The 15,891-nt window shown below is 74.1% G+C and carries 13 protein-coding genes; 8 read left to right on the top strand and 5 right to left on the bottom strand.

The genetic code is table 11. The features are described from left to right. Positions 1 to 125 precede the first annotated feature (125 nt). Positions 126 to 2,015, top strand: a complete 1,890-nt coding sequence (locus ABZ570_RS10620; protein WP_358060110.1) for a hypothetical protein — start codon at positions 126 to 128, stop codon at positions 2,013 to 2,015. A 4-nt stretch (positions 2,016 to 2,019) separates the two neighbouring features. Here ABZ570_RS10620 and ABZ570_RS10615 read toward each other — a convergent pair whose 3' ends face one another. After that, positions 2,020 to 3,201, bottom strand: coding sequence for a hypothetical protein (locus tag ABZ570_RS10615; protein WP_358060107.1), 1,182 nt, complete (start codon positions 3,199 to 3,201; stop codon positions 2,020 to 2,022). Positions 3,202 to 3,444: 243 nt separating this feature from the next. On the opposite strand from ABZ570_RS10615, the gene ABZ570_RS10610 reads away from it, so the two are divergent. The 4 genes from ABZ570_RS10610 (at position 3,445) to ABZ570_RS10595 (ending at position 9,866) form a co-directional block, all read left to right on the top strand. Further along, positions 3,445 to 5,064, top strand: coding sequence for a glycosyltransferase family 4 protein (locus ABZ570_RS10610; RefSeq protein ID WP_358060104.1), 1,620 nt, complete (start codon positions 3,445 to 3,447; stop codon positions 5,062 to 5,064). Beyond that, entirely contained in the window at positions 5,061 to 6,626 is a 1,566-nt protein-coding gene (locus ABZ570_RS10605; protein WP_358060101.1) for a glycosyltransferase, read from the top strand. Before ABZ570_RS10610 ends, ABZ570_RS10605 begins: the two co-directional genes overlap by 4 nt. Positions 6,627 to 6,630: 4 nt before the next feature. Beyond that, a complete protein-coding gene (locus ABZ570_RS10600) occupies positions 6,631 to 7,914 on the top strand; it encodes a nucleotide sugar dehydrogenase (protein WP_358060098.1) in 1,284 nt (427 codons plus the stop codon). 203 nt (positions 7,915 to 8,117) lie between these two features. After that, on the top strand, positions 8,118 to 9,866 hold the full coding sequence (locus ABZ570_RS10595; RefSeq protein ID WP_358060095.1) for a CDP-glycerol glycerophosphotransferase family protein: 1,749 nt from the start codon (positions 8,118 to 8,120) through the stop codon (positions 9,864 to 9,866). 58 nt (positions 9,867 to 9,924) lie between these two features. Here the strand turns inward: ABZ570_RS10595 and ABZ570_RS10590 are convergent, their stop codons facing one another. Continuing rightward, positions 9,925 to 10,449: an acyltransferase gene (locus ABZ570_RS10590; protein ID WP_358060092.1), complete on the bottom strand. Its 525-nt coding sequence runs from the start codon at positions 10,447 to 10,449 to the stop codon at positions 9,925 to 9,927. Between the two features lie 204 nt (positions 10,450 to 10,653). On the opposite strand from ABZ570_RS10590, the gene ABZ570_RS10585 reads away from it, so the two are divergent. The 3 genes from ABZ570_RS10585 to ABZ570_RS10575 all read left to right on the top strand — a co-directional run bounded on the left by ABZ570_RS10585 (position 10,654) and on the right by ABZ570_RS10575 (position 13,138). Further along, positions 10,654 to 10,965, top strand: a complete 312-nt coding sequence (locus ABZ570_RS10585) for a hypothetical protein (RefSeq protein ID WP_358060089.1) — start codon at positions 10,654 to 10,656, stop codon at positions 10,963 to 10,965. Positions 10,966 to 11,031: 66 nt separating this feature from the next. Then, positions 11,032 to 11,700: a response regulator transcription factor gene (locus ABZ570_RS10580; RefSeq protein ID WP_358060086.1), complete on the top strand. Its 669-nt coding sequence runs from the start codon at positions 11,032 to 11,034 to the stop codon at positions 11,698 to 11,700. A 10-nt stretch (positions 11,701 to 11,710) separates the two neighbouring features. Beyond that, positions 11,711 to 13,138: a HAMP domain-containing sensor histidine kinase gene (locus tag ABZ570_RS10575; protein WP_358060083.1), complete on the top strand. Its 1,428-nt coding sequence runs from the start codon at positions 11,711 to 11,713 to the stop codon at positions 13,136 to 13,138. 78 nt (positions 13,139 to 13,216) lie between these two features. On the opposite strand, the gene ABZ570_RS10570 is transcribed toward ABZ570_RS10575, so the two are convergent. The 3 genes from ABZ570_RS10570 to yaaA form a co-directional block, all read right to left on the bottom strand. After that, a complete protein-coding gene (locus ABZ570_RS10570) occupies positions 13,217 to 14,179 on the bottom strand; it encodes a TAXI family TRAP transporter solute-binding subunit (protein WP_358060080.1) in 963 nt (320 codons plus the stop codon). A 145-nt stretch (positions 14,180 to 14,324) separates the two neighbouring features. Beyond that, a complete protein-coding gene (locus ABZ570_RS10565) occupies positions 14,325 to 14,996 on the bottom strand; it encodes a hypothetical protein (protein ID WP_358060077.1) in 672 nt (223 codons plus the stop codon). A gap of 95 nt (positions 14,997 to 15,091) precedes the next feature. After that, entirely contained in the window at positions 15,092 to 15,889 is a 798-nt protein-coding gene (gene yaaA, locus ABZ570_RS10560) for a peroxide stress protein YaaA (RefSeq protein ID WP_358060074.1), read from the bottom strand. Positions 15,890 to 15,891: the final 2 nt, after the last annotated feature.

The following is a 15,891-nucleotide window of genomic DNA, read 5'->3' as shown; positions in this document are numbered from 1 at the left end:
AACGTTCGCCGGATCGACGGCTGGTCTTCCTCGTCCGTTCACTGGCCCGTCCGCCGTCCGCCCCCTTTGCCGTTGTGCTGAGCCTGGCCGGGAGGTTCCGTGCCGCTTGCGTACACTACGGCGCCATGACCGCCTCGGGGCCCGAGATCCGTAGCCGCACGTCCGCTGACCCGGACGCGGTGACCGAAACCGCCGTCGTCGACGCCCCGGGCCGGCCCGGGGCGTCGGACGAAACCCGGACCGGCGCAGTGGCCGGCACGCCGGCGGCCGAGGCGCAGACCTCGCGCTGGCAGCGGATCCGCCCGGACCTGCTGGTCGCCGCCGTGTACCTGGCCGGCGCGCTGTGGGTGACCGGCCGCGGTTGGCTGGACCACGGCGGCCGGCTGCTCGGCACCCGCCCCAACGACCAGGGCTTCAACGAGTGGATGCTGGCGTACGCGGCGCACGCCGTCAGCCACCTCGAGAACCCCTTCTTCACCACGCTGCAGAACGCCCCGAACGGGGTCAACCTGATGACGAACGTCGGGATGCAGCTGCCCGGACTCGTGCTGGCGCCGATCACCCTGCTCTTCGGGGCGTCGTTCTCGTACCTGCTGTTCATCACCCTCAACCTGGCCGGCACCGGGTACGCCTGGTACCACGTGCTCTCCCGGCACGTGGTGTCGTCCCGGGTCGCGGCCTTCGGCGGCGGCCTGTTCTGCGCCTTCGCGCCCGCTCTCGTCTCGCACAGCAACGGCCACCCGCACATCACCGCCCAGTGGCTGGTGCCGTTCATCGTGTGGCGGGTCGTCCGGCTGGCCCGCGACGGCCGTCCGGTGCGGGACGGCCTGGTACTGGGCGCCCTCGTGGTGGCGCAGTTCTTCATCAGCCTGGAGATCCTCTTCCTGGCCGCGCTCGGCTGCCTGATGATGGTCCTCGGCTACCTGGTCTGCCGGCCGCGCGAGGCGCTGCGCCGGGCCCGCCCGCTGGTCGGCGGGCTGGCGATCACCGGGGTGCTGGTGGGGGCCGCCGCGGCGTACCCGCTGTGGATGCAGTTCGCCGGGCCCCAGCACCGGGTCGGGCACCCCGGCAATCCCGACGTCTACGCGCTGACGCTCGGCTCGTTCGTGCGCTACGCCACCGAGTCGGTGGCCGGCAGCCCCACCAGCGCGCTGCGCTGGGGCCCGAACACCACCGAGCAGGCCAGCTTCTACGGGTGGTCGGTGGTGGTGCTGGCGCTGGCCGCGTGCTGGTGGCTGCGCCGCGAGATCATCGTCCGGGTGCTCGCCGTGGTGGCCGCGATCTCCGCGGTCTTCTCGATCGGCACCACCTGGACGGTGGGCACCCGGCGCACCGCCGTGCCGGCGCCGTTCGCGCTGGTGACCGAGCTGCCGGTGTTCGACTCGGTGGTGGCCGCCCGGTTCGCGCTGATCACGACCGTGGCGCTCGGTGTCCTGCTCGCGGTCGCCGGCAACCGGCTCGCCGCGGTCGGGGTCGCCGGCGCGGGGGAGGGGCGGCTGGTGCCCCGGCTGGCCGCGGTGGCGGTGTTCGCCGCGTTGCTGCCCATCCTGCCCACCCCGCTGGAGGCCCGCGGCCGGGTGCCCGTGCCCGACTTCGTCACCGGCGGCGCGTGGCGCGAGCACGTGGCGCCGGGCCGCACCCTGGTGCCGGTGCCGGTGGACGGCATGACCTCGCTCTACTGGAGTTCCGCCGCGCTGGCCGGCTTCGCCGTGCCCAGCGGCTACTTCCTTGGGCCGGTCTCGGACACCGACGCCACCGGCCGCTGGGGCGTCGAGCCGCAGCCGACCGCGACGCTGCTCACCGCCGTCTCCGCCGGCGAGCGGCCCGCGACGGTGAGCCCGGCCGAGATCGAGCAGGCGCGGGCCGATGTCCGGTACTGGAAGGCGGACGCCGTGGCGCTGCCCGACCGGGCCCGACACCACGACGACCTGAAGACGGTGCTGGACACGATGTTCGGCCCGGGTCAGCGGGTCGACGACGTGTGGGTCTGGGACGTGCGGTCCTGGACCCGCTGACCGGTCAGGGCGACTTTGTCCAGATCAGCAGCAGGTGCCCGCCGAAGTACGCGGAGAACACCGCCAGGGTCACCAGCACGGTGACCGCCCGGGCCCACCCGGCCCGGGCCAGCGCCACGGCCGCCGGCAGCAGCAACGGGAAGGCGGGCAGCAGGAACCGGGCCTTGGAGTGGTAGTAGCCGGCGGCCCCGAGCGTGGTGACCAGCAACAGCCCGCTGTAGAGCAGAAGTTGCCAGGGCTGGCGGTCGAGCAGGCTCAGCACGAAGAACATGATCGCGAGCAGCGCCACCACGGTGACCACGATCAGGGGCAGGGCCACCGGCGTACCCAGCACCTCTCCGGCCCGCTCGATGGTGTAGACGCCGAAGTCGAAGCGGGTGCCCCAGCCCGCCGACTGGATGTGGAACCACCCGTCCGGTCGGCCGGTCCGCACGCCAACCCAGGCCAGGTAGGCCAGCCAGCCGGCGGGGGCGAGCAGCAGGGCGACCCACGGCCGCCAGCCGTCCCGACGCCGGACGATCGCCACCAGCGCGGCCAGCCCGACCACCGGGATCAGCGCCGAGGCGGTCGGCCGGGTCAGGCCGGCGAGGAGGCAGAGCACCCCGGTGGTGAGCCAGCGGCGACGCAGCAGCGCGTACAGCGACCAGGCGGCCAGCGCGGTGAACAGCGTCTCGCTGTAGCTCATCGACTCGACCACGGCGTGCGGCAGCGTGGCCCAGAGCGCGGCCAGCAGGATGCCGGTACGCCGGTCGTGCAGGTACGCGCCGACCGCGTACAGCGCCCAGGCGGCCGCGAGACCGGCCGCCCACGCCACAAGCAGCCCGGCGGCGCGCGGACCGACCGGCAGGACCCGGTCCATGGCGGCGAGGAGACCGGGGTAGAGCGGGAAGAAGGCCATGTTGCTCTGGACCTTCTCGTACCCGTCGTAGCCGTGCTGGGCGATGCCCAGATACCAGGCTCCGTCGGACCGGGTCAGCTCGCGCACCGGTGACATGCCGATCGCGCGGGCCCAGACGTAGACGGTCAGCACCCCGGTCAGCCGGATCGCCGCGTAGGTGAGCAGCGCCGGCAAGGCCTGCCGGGTGGCGGCCCGCAGCCGGGCCCCGGGGCGGGCGGCTGCGGCGTCCGGGCCGGGCGGGGCAGCCGCCGTCGCTCGGCCCGGCTCGTCGGTCGTCACCACGTCCATCCTGCGATCCTGTCCGCGTCCAGCTGGGGTGATCCGACGGGCTCGCCGGTCTGTCGGGCGGCCCGGTGCCGGTCCCGCTGCCGGACCTGTCGCGGCCACGGCCGTCGAACCGCATGCAGGGTAGCAATCGGCGCACCGGGACGCGGAACACCGGCGGCGGACGCGCGGTGCGCCGGATCCGTTGTCGTAGACTCGCTCGGGTCCGCGGTCGCGGTGCTGGCTCGAGACGGAGACGGGCGAGGAATGGGATCTGACGGCACGATCGCAGCGGCGGGCACCCGGGGACGGGTCGTCATGCTGGTGGACAACGGGGTCGTCGGTGACTCCCGGGTGCAGAAGGCAGCCCGCTCGGCGGCCGAGGCAGGCTGGGACGTCATCCTTCTCGGACGCGCGCCGGTCGGGCAGCCGCAGAGTTGGCGGCTCGGGGGCGCGGAGGTCCGCCTCATCCCCATGCCGGATCCGCTGACCCGGCGCCGGCACGAGTTCCGTCGCGCCTGGCTGCGCCGGCCGCTCGCCTACCCGCCCACCGGCATCGCGGCGCACCGTACCCAGGCGATCAAGGCGTGGCGGGCCGACCTCGCCGTCCGCCGGGCGGCGCTGACCGTCGCGGCCCGGGAGTCCGGCGCCGGGCGCCCCGGCGGTCTCGCCTGGAACATGCTGCGGGCCGAGGAGAAGCTCGCCGGCCTGACCCGCAGGTGGGTGGGCTTCCGCAACCGGCAGCTGACCCGGGCCCGCAAGGGCCGCAAGCTGGACGGCCCGTGGGACCGCGCGTACACGCTGTTCTGGCAGAAGCTGCGCGGCGACGGCGCCTGGCGGCGGCTGGAGCCGGGCCTGTGGGACTTCGAGCTCGCGTACGGCCCGGTGGTGGACGAGCTGGAGCCGGACCTGATCCACGCCAACGACTTCCGGATGATCGGGGTCGGCGCGCGCGCCAAGATCCGGGCCGCCGCCCGGGGCCGGCGGATCGCCCTGGTGTGGGACGCCCACGAGTACCTCCCCGGGGTGCAGCCGTGGCGGGACAATGCCCGCTGGCTGCCCGGCAACGTCGCCCACGAGCGGGCGTACGTGCCGTACGCGGACGCCGCGATGACCGTCTCGGGCGGCCTGGCCGACCTGCTGCGACGCGAGCACGGGCTGGCCGAGCGCCCGGCCGTGGTGCTCAACGCCCCCGCGCTGGCGGAGCTGCCGGCCGACCCGGCCGAGCCGGTGCCGGACATCCGCGCGCTGTGCGGGATCGGCCCGGCGACCCCGCTGCTGGTCTACAGCGGCGTGGCGGCGGCCAAGCGCGGCCTGGGGGTGATGGTCGAGGCGCTGCCGCGGCTGCCCGGGGCGCACGTCGCGTTCGTGGTCAACAAGCCGGAGTCCGCATACGTCCAGGGCCTGGTCCGGCGCGCCGGTGAGCTGGGCGTGGCCGAGCGGGTGCACCTGCTGCCGTACGTGCCGCACCACCAGGTGGTGCGGTTCCTCTCCGGCGCGCAGGTCGGCGTCATCCCGATCCAGCACTGGCCGAACCACGAGATCGCCCTGATCACCAAGTTCTTCGAGTATTCACACGCCCGCCTGCCGCTGGTCGTCTCCGATGTGCGGACCATGGCCGAGACTGTCCGGGAGACCGGGCAGGGCGAGGTCTTCACGGCCGAGGACGTGCCGGACTTCGTCCGGGCGGTCACCGCGGTGCTCGCCGACCCGGCGCGCTACCGCGCCGCGTACGACCGGCCCGGGCTGCTGGCCGGCTGGACCTGGGAGGCGCAGGCGGAGGTGCTGGACGGGGTCTACTCCCGGCTGCTGCCCGACGCGCCGGCCCGCCCGGCCGGCGACCGGACCTCCGACGTGACGCCGACCTCAGTGGGGGTGGGGGCATGAGCGAGCGCCAGCCGGACGTGACGGTGATCGTCGCCGTCTACAACACCATGCCCTACCTGACCACCTGCCTGGAATCCCTGGTCGGGCAGACCATCGGGCGGGACCGGCTGGAGGTCGTCGCGGTCGACGACGGCTCCACCGACGGCAGCGGCGCCGAGCTGGACCGGTACGCCGAGCGCTACCCGGGCACGGTCCGGGTGCTGCACCAGCCCAACTCGGGTGGCCCGGCGGCGCCGAGCAACCGCGCCCTGGACGAGGCACGTGGCCGGTACGTCTTCTTCATCGGCTCCGATGATCACCTCGGCTCAGAGGCGCTGGAGCGACTGGTGGACGCCGCCGACCGTTGGGACTCCGACGTGGTGCTCGGCCGCATGGTCGGCACCAACAAGCGCTACGTGCACCAGGCCGTCTACGCCAGCACGGCGGAGCGGGTCGACCTCTTCGACAGCGAGCTGCCCTGGTCGCTGTCGAACACCAAGCTGTTCCGCCGGGATCTGATCGAGCGCCACGGGCTGCGGTTCCGCACCGACATGCCGATGGGCAGCGACCAGCCGTTCACGCTGGAGGCGTGCCTGCGGGCGAAGAAGATCTCCGTGCTCGGCGACTACGAGTACTACTACGCGGTCAAGCGGGACAACGCGCAGAACATCACCTACGCCAGCCGGTTCGAGGAGCGGCTGCGCTGCGCCGAGGAGCTGGTCGGCTTCGTCGCCGCGCTGATCGAGCCGGGCCCGCGGCGCGACGCCGTCCTGCTGCGCCACTTCAGCTGGGAGGTGGCGAAGCTGCTCCGGGCGGAGTTCCTCGACCTCGACACGGACGTCCAACGACAGGTCCACGACCGGATCCGCAAGCTCGCCGAGGCGTACCTCACCGACGGCATCCTGGCCCGGATGGCGCCCGACCTGCGGCTGCGGCTGGCGGTCGCCCGCGACGCCGACCTGGGTCGGTTGCGGGAGCTGATCGGGCAGCAGGCCGACAAGACGTGGCCCGAGGTCAGCATCGAGGGCGAGCGCTGGTACGTCCGCTACGTCGGCTTCCGTGACCCGTCGCTCGGCTACCCTGACGAGTGGTACGACGTGACCGACCAGGCCGCCACGATGCTGGCCCGGTTGACCGCGACCGGGCTGGCCTGGGGGCGGGACGCCGCCGGGGCCCGGGCGCTGGTGGTCACCGCGCAGAGCCGCTGGGCGGAGCTGACCGCCGAGGCGATCCGGGTCAGCGTCGGGGAGCTGACGGGCGTGACGACCGTCGCTCCCGGCGGCCCGGGTACCGTCGTACGGACGGACTTCGCGGTGGACCGGCTGCTCGCGGCCGTCCCCGCGAACGGGGAACGTCGGGCGGTACGGGCCGAGGTGACCGCGGCGGGCGGCACCGGCACGGCGCCGCTGCGGACGGCCCGCCGGGTCTCCGCGCCTCGCCTGCTGGCCCGGCGTGGTGTCCGGTTCCACCTCGTCACGCCCACCACCAACCACAAGGGCCAGGTGATCGTCGCGATCACGCCGGTGACCCCCCGCCGGCTCCTTGCCCGCCTGCGTCGAATCTGGCCCTCTGGAGGAAAGTAGTCACATGGACATCTGCGTCGTCGCGCTCGGAAAGATCGGCCTGCCGCTCGCCGTGCAGTTCGCCTCGAAGGGGCACCGGGTGATCGGTGCCGACGTCTCCGAGCGGGTCGTCCAGCTGGTCAACGACGGGGCCGTGCCGTTCCCGGGCGAGGCCGACCTGGACGTCAAGCTGAAGGAGGCGGTGTCCGCCGGGCTGCTGTCGGCCACCACCGACACGGCCGCCGCGGTCGCCCGGTCCGAGGCGGTCGTCGTGGTCGTGCCGCTCTTCGTGGACGCCGAGGGGGTGCCGGACTTCGGCTGGATGGACGACGCCACCCGGGCCATCGCCCGCGGCCTGAAGCCGGGCACGCTGGTCAGCTACGAGACCACGCTGCCGGTGGGCACCACCCGTAACCGCTGGGCGCCGATGCTGGAGGAGGGCTCCGGGCTCACCGCCGGCACCGACTTCCACCTGGTCTTCAGCCCCGAGCGGGTGCTCACCGGCCGGGTCTTCGCCGACCTGCGCCGCTACCCGAAGCTGGTCGGCGGCATCGACGAGGAGTCCGCCACCCACGGCGTGCGCTTCTACGAGGCGGTGCTGGACTTCGACGAGCGGGCCGACCTCAACCGCCCCAACGGCGTGTGGGACCTGGGCTCGGCCGAGGCGTCCGAGCTGGCCAAGCTCGCCGAGACGACCTACCGGGACGTGAACATCGGCCTGGCGAACCAGTTCGCCCGCTTCGCCGACACCGTCGGCGTCGACGTCACCAAGGTCATCGAGGCCTGCAACACCCAGCCGTACAGCCACATCCACTCCCCGGGCATCGCCGTCGGCGGCCACTGCATCCCGATCTACCCGCGGATGTACCTGTGGAACGACCCGGCCGCCACCGTGGTCCGCTCGGCCCGCGAGGCCAACGCCGCCATGCCGGAGTACGCCGTCGACCTGCTCGCCGCCGCGTACGGCGACCTGGCCGGCGTGGGCGTGCTGGTGCTCGGCGCGTCCTACCGGGGCGGCGTGAAGGAGACCGCCTTCTCCGGCGTCTTCCCGACCGTGGAGGCGCTGCGCAGGCGGGGTGCCGTGCCGTACGTCTCCGACCCGATGTACACCAACGAGGAGCTGGCCGCGCACGGCCTGCCCGGCTACGCCGGGGAGCCGGTCGGCGCCGCCGTCATCCAGGCCGACCACGCCGAGTACCGCACCCTCACCCCGGCCGACCTGCCGGGCGTCACGGTGCTGGTCGACGGCCGCCGGGTCACCGACCCGGCCCGCTGGACCGGCGTCCGCCGGGTCGTCATCGGCGGCTGATCCGTCCGTCCGCCCGTGGGCCCTGGCCGTCCGACGGCCGGGGCCCACTGCGTTGCGCGGGCCGGCCGGCACCCGGCGTGAGCGGCGTCGCTGCCCGTTCACCCGCCCGACACCCCGGCAATACTTGAGTAATCTGCCCCGTTTAAGGTCGCAGCTGCCCGACTTGATCGACATCGGTGAGCAGACAGACAGGGAGCGTGTCGTTGTTCAGCAGAGTACGAGGCCAGCAGGGTGTCGCCGTCGCCGGCGTGGCCCTGCTCGGCTACGGGGTCATGGTCCTGACCGCCGCCCTTGGCCAGGCGATCCCGTACGCGGTCGCCGCACTGGTCGTCATCGCCGGTGAGCTGGCCCTCGCCACCCGGTTCGCCGACACCGACGAACTCGTCGACAAGGCCGGCCTCGGGCCGGTCTGGCGGCGGCTCGTCCGCGACCTGTCGGTCGTTCTGCTGATCGTCACCGCGGTCCGCCCGGCGGCGGGCGCCACCGTCGCGGTCCTGTTGCTGCCGGCCGCGCTCTGGACCGTGGCCGTGGGCACCACCGCCCTCACCCGGATCGTCGAGGGCCGGGCCGCCACCCCGGCGTTCACCCGCAACATCGACCTCGGCGCGCTGCGCCGGGTGCCGGTGCCGCCGGCCTGGGCCCAGCGGCTCGCCGGCCTGCGGCTGCCGCTGCTCAACGTGCTCCTCGTCCCGGCGGCGGTGGCGGGCGCGCTGGTCGACCGGGTCACCCCGGTGGTGGTGACCGGGCTGGTCACCCTGGCCGCCGGGCTGGTCACCGCGGTGGTGCTGACGCTCACCTGGCTGCGCGGGCGCGGCCGGAGTCCCGGGGTGCTGCCCGCGGTGCACGACTGGATGGCCCAGGAGCGGCCCGAGGTGGCGCTCTACTTCGCCGGCCCGGCCAAGGACGTCTACCAGGCCAACATGTGGCTCGCCCCGGTCGAGGCGGCCGGCCACCGGGCGGTGGTGCTGCTCCGCGCCGAGGACGCGTTCCAGGAGCTGGCCGACACCCGGCTGCCGGTGATCTGCGTACCGGCCGGCGTCGACTTCATGAATCTCGACCTCAGTTCGATCCGGGTCGCCCTGTACGCGGCGAACGTCGGCGCCAACATCCACCTGCTGCGCGAGCCGGGCGTGAAGCACGTCTTCGTCGGCCACGGCGACAGCGACAAGCAGGCCAGCGTCAACCCGTACAGCAAGGTGTACGACGAGGTCTGGGTGGCCGGGCCGGCGGGCCGGGAGCGCTACGCCCGGGCCGGGGTGGGAGTGCTGGACCGCGACATCGTGGAGGTCGGCCGCCCGCAGCTCGCCGGGGTGCACACCTTCGGCTCCGGCGCCGCCGACCACGTCTTCACCGTCCTCTACGCCCCCACCTGGGAGGGCTGGCTGGACGACGACCCGTACCACACCTCGCTGGTGCTGATGGGCGAGCGGATCGTGACCGGGCTGCTGGCCGCGGGCGACCTCCGGGTGATCTACAAGCCGCACCCGCTGACCGGCACCCGGTCCCGCAAGGCCCGCGCCGTGCACGAGCGGATCGTGGCCCGGATCCGGGCCGCCGGCGGCCAGGACGACCCGGCCTCGCTGGAGGGCACCGCGCACCTGGTGGTCACCGGCCGCACCCCCGCCCTGTTCGACTGCTTCAACGTCACCGACCTGCTGGTCAGCGACGTGTCGAGCGTGGTCTCCGACTTCGTGCAGAGCGAGCGGCCGTACGTGGTGGCCAACCCGGCCGGCCTGCCCGAGGACGAGTTCCGCCGGTCGTTCCCCACCGCGCGCGCGGCGTACCTGCTCTCCACGGACTGCGGCGAGCTGGCGAAGATCCTCACCGTCACCCGCTCGGCGGACGACCCGATGACCGAGGCACGGCGGGAACTGAAGGAGTACCTGCTCGGGCCGGCCGGGTCGAACCCGATGGACCGGTTCCGCCGGGAGATCGACCGACTCTGCGGCTGAGCGGGCGCGCTACGCCCGACGGGGGCGACGACACACCGCTCGTCGCCCCCGGGCCGGTTCAGCCCCGGTGCGGCGGGGTGTCGACGTCGCGGGAGACGACCTCGCCCTTCTCGTCGACCCAGCCCTTCGGCCGGGCCGGGTTGCCGGCCACCAGCTGGTACGGCTGGACGTCCTTCGTCACCACCGAGCCGGCGGCGATCATCGCGTACTCGCCGACCTCGATGCCGCAGACCAGGGTGGCGTTGGCGCCGATCGAGGCGCCCCGCCGGACCAGGGTCGGGGTGATGGTCCAGTCCGGGTTCTGGGCGCGGGGGCGGAAGTCGTTGGTGAACACCGCGGACGGGCCCACGAAGACCTCGTCCTCGATGGTGACGCCCTGGTAGACCGAGACGTTGTTCTGGATCTTCACGCGGTCGCCGACCGTGACGTTCGCGTCGACGTACACGTTACGGCCGATCACGCAGCCGGCGCCGACCTGCGCGCTCGACCGGATGTGGGCCAGGTGCCAGACCTTGGTGCCGTCGCCGACCTTGGCGCCCTCCTCCACGTCGGCCGTCGGGTGGACGAAGATGGTGTCAGTCATCGGTGTTGCGGCGTGGCAGCCCGGCCGTTCTGGGTCGGGAGGAAACGCCGCTCCTCCTCTCAGGTGTAGGCCCATTGGCTCGAGGCAGCATATCGATCCGCCAGCCGGGCAGTTCCGCCACCGCGTCGTGCCGGTTCCCGCGTACGCCCGCGCCCGTCCGCCGGCAGCGGGCATGCTCGGTTGGAGGTCCCCGGGAGGAATGACATGCCGAGCTACGACGACGAGTGGACCGACGGCCAGCGGGCCGTCTACGACGAGTGCTACCAGGCCGGCGCGGAGTGGGTGGGCGATCCGGACACCCCCGGTGAGGACGTCCAGCAGGTGATCAACCTCGGCCAGGCGGACGACGACACCTTCGGCGACTCGGAGACGGACTTCCCGCCGCTGGTCGACGCCGTCACCCAGGCCACCGGGGAGAACGTGACGAGCGTGCCGGCCAGCCACGCCGACCCGGGCTTCCGGGGCTTCGTCGACGGCGTACGGGACGCCACCGCCGACGAGATCTTCGGTCTCTGACGGAGGCCGGCACTCCCCTCCCGCCGCCACGTCTGCCACCATTCGCAGGGCAGTACGTCGAGCGGAATGGGGGCACGGGTGCGGATCCTCCTGGTCGAGGACGATCATCGGGTGGCCGCCGCCCTGTCGTCCGCGCTGACCCGGCGCGGCTACGAGGTGGAGCACGCCGCCACCGTCGAGGCCGCGCTCTCCGCCGCCCCCTGCGACCTGGTGCTGCTCGACCTGACCCTGCCCGACGGGGACGGCACCGACCTGTGCCGGGAACTGCGCCGGCGCAGCAGCCAACTCGGCATCATCGCGGTGACCGCCCGGGGCGAGGAACGGGACCGGGTGCTCGGCCTGCGGCTGGGCGCCGACGACTACGTGGTCAAGCCGTTCTCGATGGTGGAGCTGCAGGCGCGGATCGAGGCGGTGCTGCGCCGCACGGCGCACACCGCGCCGGAGCGGAACCTGATCGAGGCGGGCCTGGTCCGCATCGACGTGGGCGGCCGGACGGTCAGCGTGGCCGGCCGCCCGGTGGCGCTGACCCGCAAGGAGTTCGACATCCTGCTCTCCCTGGCCCGGCAGCGCGGCGTGGTGGTGCCCCGGGACCGGATCCTGCTGGACGTCTGGGGCACCACCTGGGCCGACCGGCACACAGTGGAGGTGCACGTCGGTTCGCTGCGCGGCAAGCTCGGCGACCCGACGCTGGTGGAGACCGTACGCGGGGTCGGCTACCGGCTCCGCGGCGAGTGAGGAGGCCGGAGTGCGCCGCCGGCTGGTGATCAGCTATCTGCTGCTGATGGTCCTGGTGCTGCTGGCCCTGGAGACGCCCCTGGCGGCCACGCTGGCCACCCGGGAGGCCGATCGGATCCGCGCCGACCGACTGGCCGACGCCACCCGGTTCGCCTCGCTCGCCAAGCCCGCCCTGCGCGGGGGCGGGGCCGGTCCGATCAACGGGGAGCTGGCCGCCTACGACGACCTGTACGGCGTCGGCGCGGCCGTGGTCGACCGGGACCGGCGCATCGTGGTCTCCTCGGTCAGTTGGGAGCCCGGAGCGGGCACCGCCATCGCGCTGGACATCGCGCTGTCCGGGCAGCAGTTCAGCGGCCCGGAGTCGGTGTGGCCGTGGATGGACGGGCCGGTCGTGGTGGCGGTCCCGATCAACGACGGCGGAGAGGTGCTCGGGGCGGTGGTCACCGCCACCCCGGCGGACAAGGTGCGGCGGACGGTCACCGCCTGGTGGCTGCTGCTCGCGGCGATCGGCCTGCTCGCGGTGCTGGCCTGCGTCTCCACCGCGTTCGGGCTGGCCGGCTGGGTGCTGCGCCCGGTGACCGAGCTGGACGCGGTGACCCATGAGATCGCCGAGGGCGATCGCACCGCCCGGGTACGCCCCCGGCTCGGCCCGCCGGAGCTGCGCCGGCTCGCCGCCAGCTTCAACAACATGGCCGACGTGGTCTCCGACGTGATGGACCGGCAGCGGGCGTTCGTGGCGCACGCCAGCCACCAGCTGCGCAACCCGCTGACCGCGTTGCGGCTGCGGGTGGAGGAGCTGGGGCCGAGCCTGACCGACCCCGACGGCCGCGCCGAGCATCGGCTCGCGCTGGAGGAGACCGACCGGCTGACCACGTTGCTCGACGCCCTGCTCACCCTGGCCCGCGCGGAACGCACGGAGAACCAGCGGGTCATCGTGGACGCTGCCGAGACGGCTGCCTCCCGGGTGGCCGCCTGGCAGCCGCTGGCCCGGCACCGGTCGGTCACCCTGCGGCTGGACACCGCCGAGGCACCCGCGTACGCCCGGACCGTGCCGACCGCCATCGACCAGACGCTCGACGCGCTGATCGACAACGCGGTCAAGTTCAGCGGTGCCGGGGGAGAGGTGACGGTGACCGTACGGGCGGCCGACGGCGGGATCGTGCTGCAGGTGCGGGACACCGGCCCCGGCATGACCTCCAGCCAACTCGACCAGGCCACCGAGCGGTTCTGGCGAGCGCCGGACGTGCAGAACGTCGACGGCGCCGGGCTGGGCCTGACCATCGTCGCGGTGCTGGTCGACGCCTCCGATGGCCGGCTGACGATGCGCCAGGGCGAGCCGCGCGGCCTGGTCGCGGAGGTCTGGTTCCCGGCGCCGGAGGACCTGGCCGTCGAGCCGGCGGCCAGGGAGCCGGGCACCGTCGAGGCGGGCCGGGCCTGAGCCGGGCTCCGGCGCCCGACGGCGAGGCCGGCGCACCGACCGCGGTCACGGCCACCGGCCGGGCGCAGCCGGGGCGGGTCAGGGCTTCGTCGACCGGTACCAGTCGGCCGCACCGGGATGCAGCGGCAGCGGGGTGGTGGCGATCGCCGAGCGGGGACTCATCCGGCCGGCCGCCGGATGCGCCGCCGCCAACTCCTCCCGGCGTTCCATCAGCAGCCGGGTGATGTCCCGGACCAGCGCCTCCGGCAGGTCCGCGCGAACGATCAGGTAGTTGGGGTTGGCCACCGTGCTGACCGGGTCCACCCCGTACACCGAGCGGGGGACGTCCCGGGTCACGTAGACCTGCCCGTATCCGCGGCGCAACGGCTCGGTCCAGTCACCCAGGTCGATCAATCGGATGGCTGTGCTCTCGGCGAGCTGCGCCACGCCCCGTACCGGCAGCCCGCCGGAGAAGAAGAAGGCGTCGATGCGGCCGGCGCGCAGCGCCGCCACCGAGTCGTCCAGGCTGAGGTGCTCCTTGCGCACCCGGTCACCGCCCAGCTGGGCCACCTCCAGCAGTCGGGTCGCCGTGATCTCGGTGCCGGAGCCGTCGGCGCCCACCGACACCCGCCGTCCGCGCAGGTCGGTCAGCGTCCGCACCGGGCCACCGGCGGTGGTCACCAGGTGCAGCAGGTCGTCGTAGACGCGGGCCACGGCGAGCACGGCGGGGTGTTCCGCCGAATGCGGCGGCAGCACGTCGGCCTGGGTGAAGCCCAGTTCCGCCTGGTGGGAGCCGACCAGCCGGACGTTCTGCGCGGAGGCGGCGGTGACCACCACGCTGGCCCGCACCCCGGGCAGCTCGCGGTTGAGGATGGTGGCCAGCGACTGGCCGAAGGCGTGGTAGACAGCGGTCGGGCTGCCCGTGGCGATCCGGATCCGCACCGGCTCGGTCGGTTCGTCCCGGCAGGCGGCGAGCACGGCGAGGGCCGACACCAGCAGCGTCACCAGGGCCAGCGGCCCAGCGGCCCGGCAGCGGCCACGCGTAGTCCAGTGTCGGCTCACGGGCTGCACTCTGCGACGCGCACCGCCCATGACGCAAGCCCGGCTGGTCAGCCGCCCGGAGGATACGGCTCAGCCGGCCCCGGCCGGGCGGCTCAGCCGGCTGCCGCGGCCGTTCGCCCCAGGCTGCCCGGCCGGCCGGCGCGGCTCAGCAGGCGACCGCCGGTGCGACGGCGGCGCTGTCCACGATCCGCATCCGGTGCGGGCCGTTGGCGACGCTCACCAGAAAACAGCCGGCACCGGGCCGGAGCGTCGCCGGGACCTCCAGCAGCGCCGCGCCCCGGACCAGCACCGCGGCCAGGTCCCGGTCGGCCAGCCGGACGCCGAGGCAGTGCCGGCGGACGTGCCGCCCGCCGGCCAGCAGCGCCGCGCGCCAGGCGGACGCCGCCAGCCGGGACCGCCAGATCTGTCGTGCGCGGGAGGCGCCGGGGACCGGGCCGCCGAGCAGCTCCCGGCGACCCTGCCGCCAGCCGGTCTCCAGCAGGGCCGCGTACGCCGACCGGTTCTCCCGAGGCACCCAGAGCCGGTGCAGCTCGTAGCGGCGGCGCAGGCCGCCGGTGGCCAGCTCGTGCTCCACCGGCACGTCGAGCCGGCCGAGCAGCTGTCGCATCCGGTGCGCCGCGTGCTCGCGGTTGAACTCGGCGACTCCGCCCCGGTACGTCTCGTCGGCGAGCCGGCGGGTGCCGGTGGCCGGGGGCGGGGTGCACCGCAGCAGGCAGGCGACCTCGAACGCGTCGGCCAGGGTGGGCCAGTCCAGTGGTGTGGGGGCCGGCGACGACGGGCGGGGCCGGTCGAGCAGTGTGGTGGACTCGGGGGCCATCGAGGGACTCCTTGTCGGCGTCGGGGTTCCCCTACCGTGACCCGCCACCGGCACCGGCGGAACCGCTGCGCCCGAGCCTTGAGGAAAAATTGCGGCTACAGCTCGGTCACCACGACGTCGAGCTGGCGTGGCCGCCCGGTTACCGGCGGCTGCTCCTCGACCGTGTACTTGAGGTCCCGCAGCGCCCCGACCAGCGCGTCGGCGCTGCGTGGCCGGACGCCGGCGGTCAACAGGTCGCGGACCAGCCGCCCCTTGGTGGCCTTGTTGAAGTGGCTCACCACGGACCGGGTCGGCACCCCGTCCACGTCGCGCTCGTGCAGCACCCGGACCGTCACGGTCCGCTCCGCGACCTCCCCGCGCGGGGCCCAGGTGGCCGCGTACGCGCCGGAGCGCAGGTCCAGCACCGGCCCGCCGCCGGCGGCCGTGGCCATCGCCGGGGCCAACGCCCGGCGCCAGTACGCCGACAGCGCGCCGATGCCCGGCAGCCGCGCCCCGACCGGACAGCGGTAGGGCGGGATCCGGTCGGTGAGGCGTACCGCGCCCCACAGACCGGAGCTGACCAGCACCGACCGGCGGGCCAGCCGGCCCGCCGCCGGCGGCAGCGAGGCCAGGTCGAGCGCCTCGTAGAGCACCCCGGTGTAGATCCGCCCGGCGGGCGCGGTGCCCGCCTCGCGCAGCCGGGCGTTGCGGCGCACCTCGCCGCGCTGCCCCTCACTCAGGCCCAGTGCGGCCCGGGCCGCCGCCTCGTCCGGCCCGGCGCAGAGCGCGACCAGGGCGCCCAGCACCTCCTCGCGGGCCGGGGTCAGCTCCGGCAGGGAGAGCCGGGTCAGGTCCAACCGGCGGCCGGTACCGGCCTCGGCCTTCCCCTCGGACGGAGGCAACAGGATGAGCACCG

The organism is Micromonospora sp. NPDC007271 (assembly GCF_040634005.1).
Classification (GTDB): domain Bacteria; phylum Actinomycetota; class Actinomycetes; order Mycobacteriales; family Micromonosporaceae; genus Micromonospora.
The sequence above is the reverse complement of the archived record's forward strand: the minus strand, read 5'-3'. Positions and strand labels throughout refer to the sequence as shown.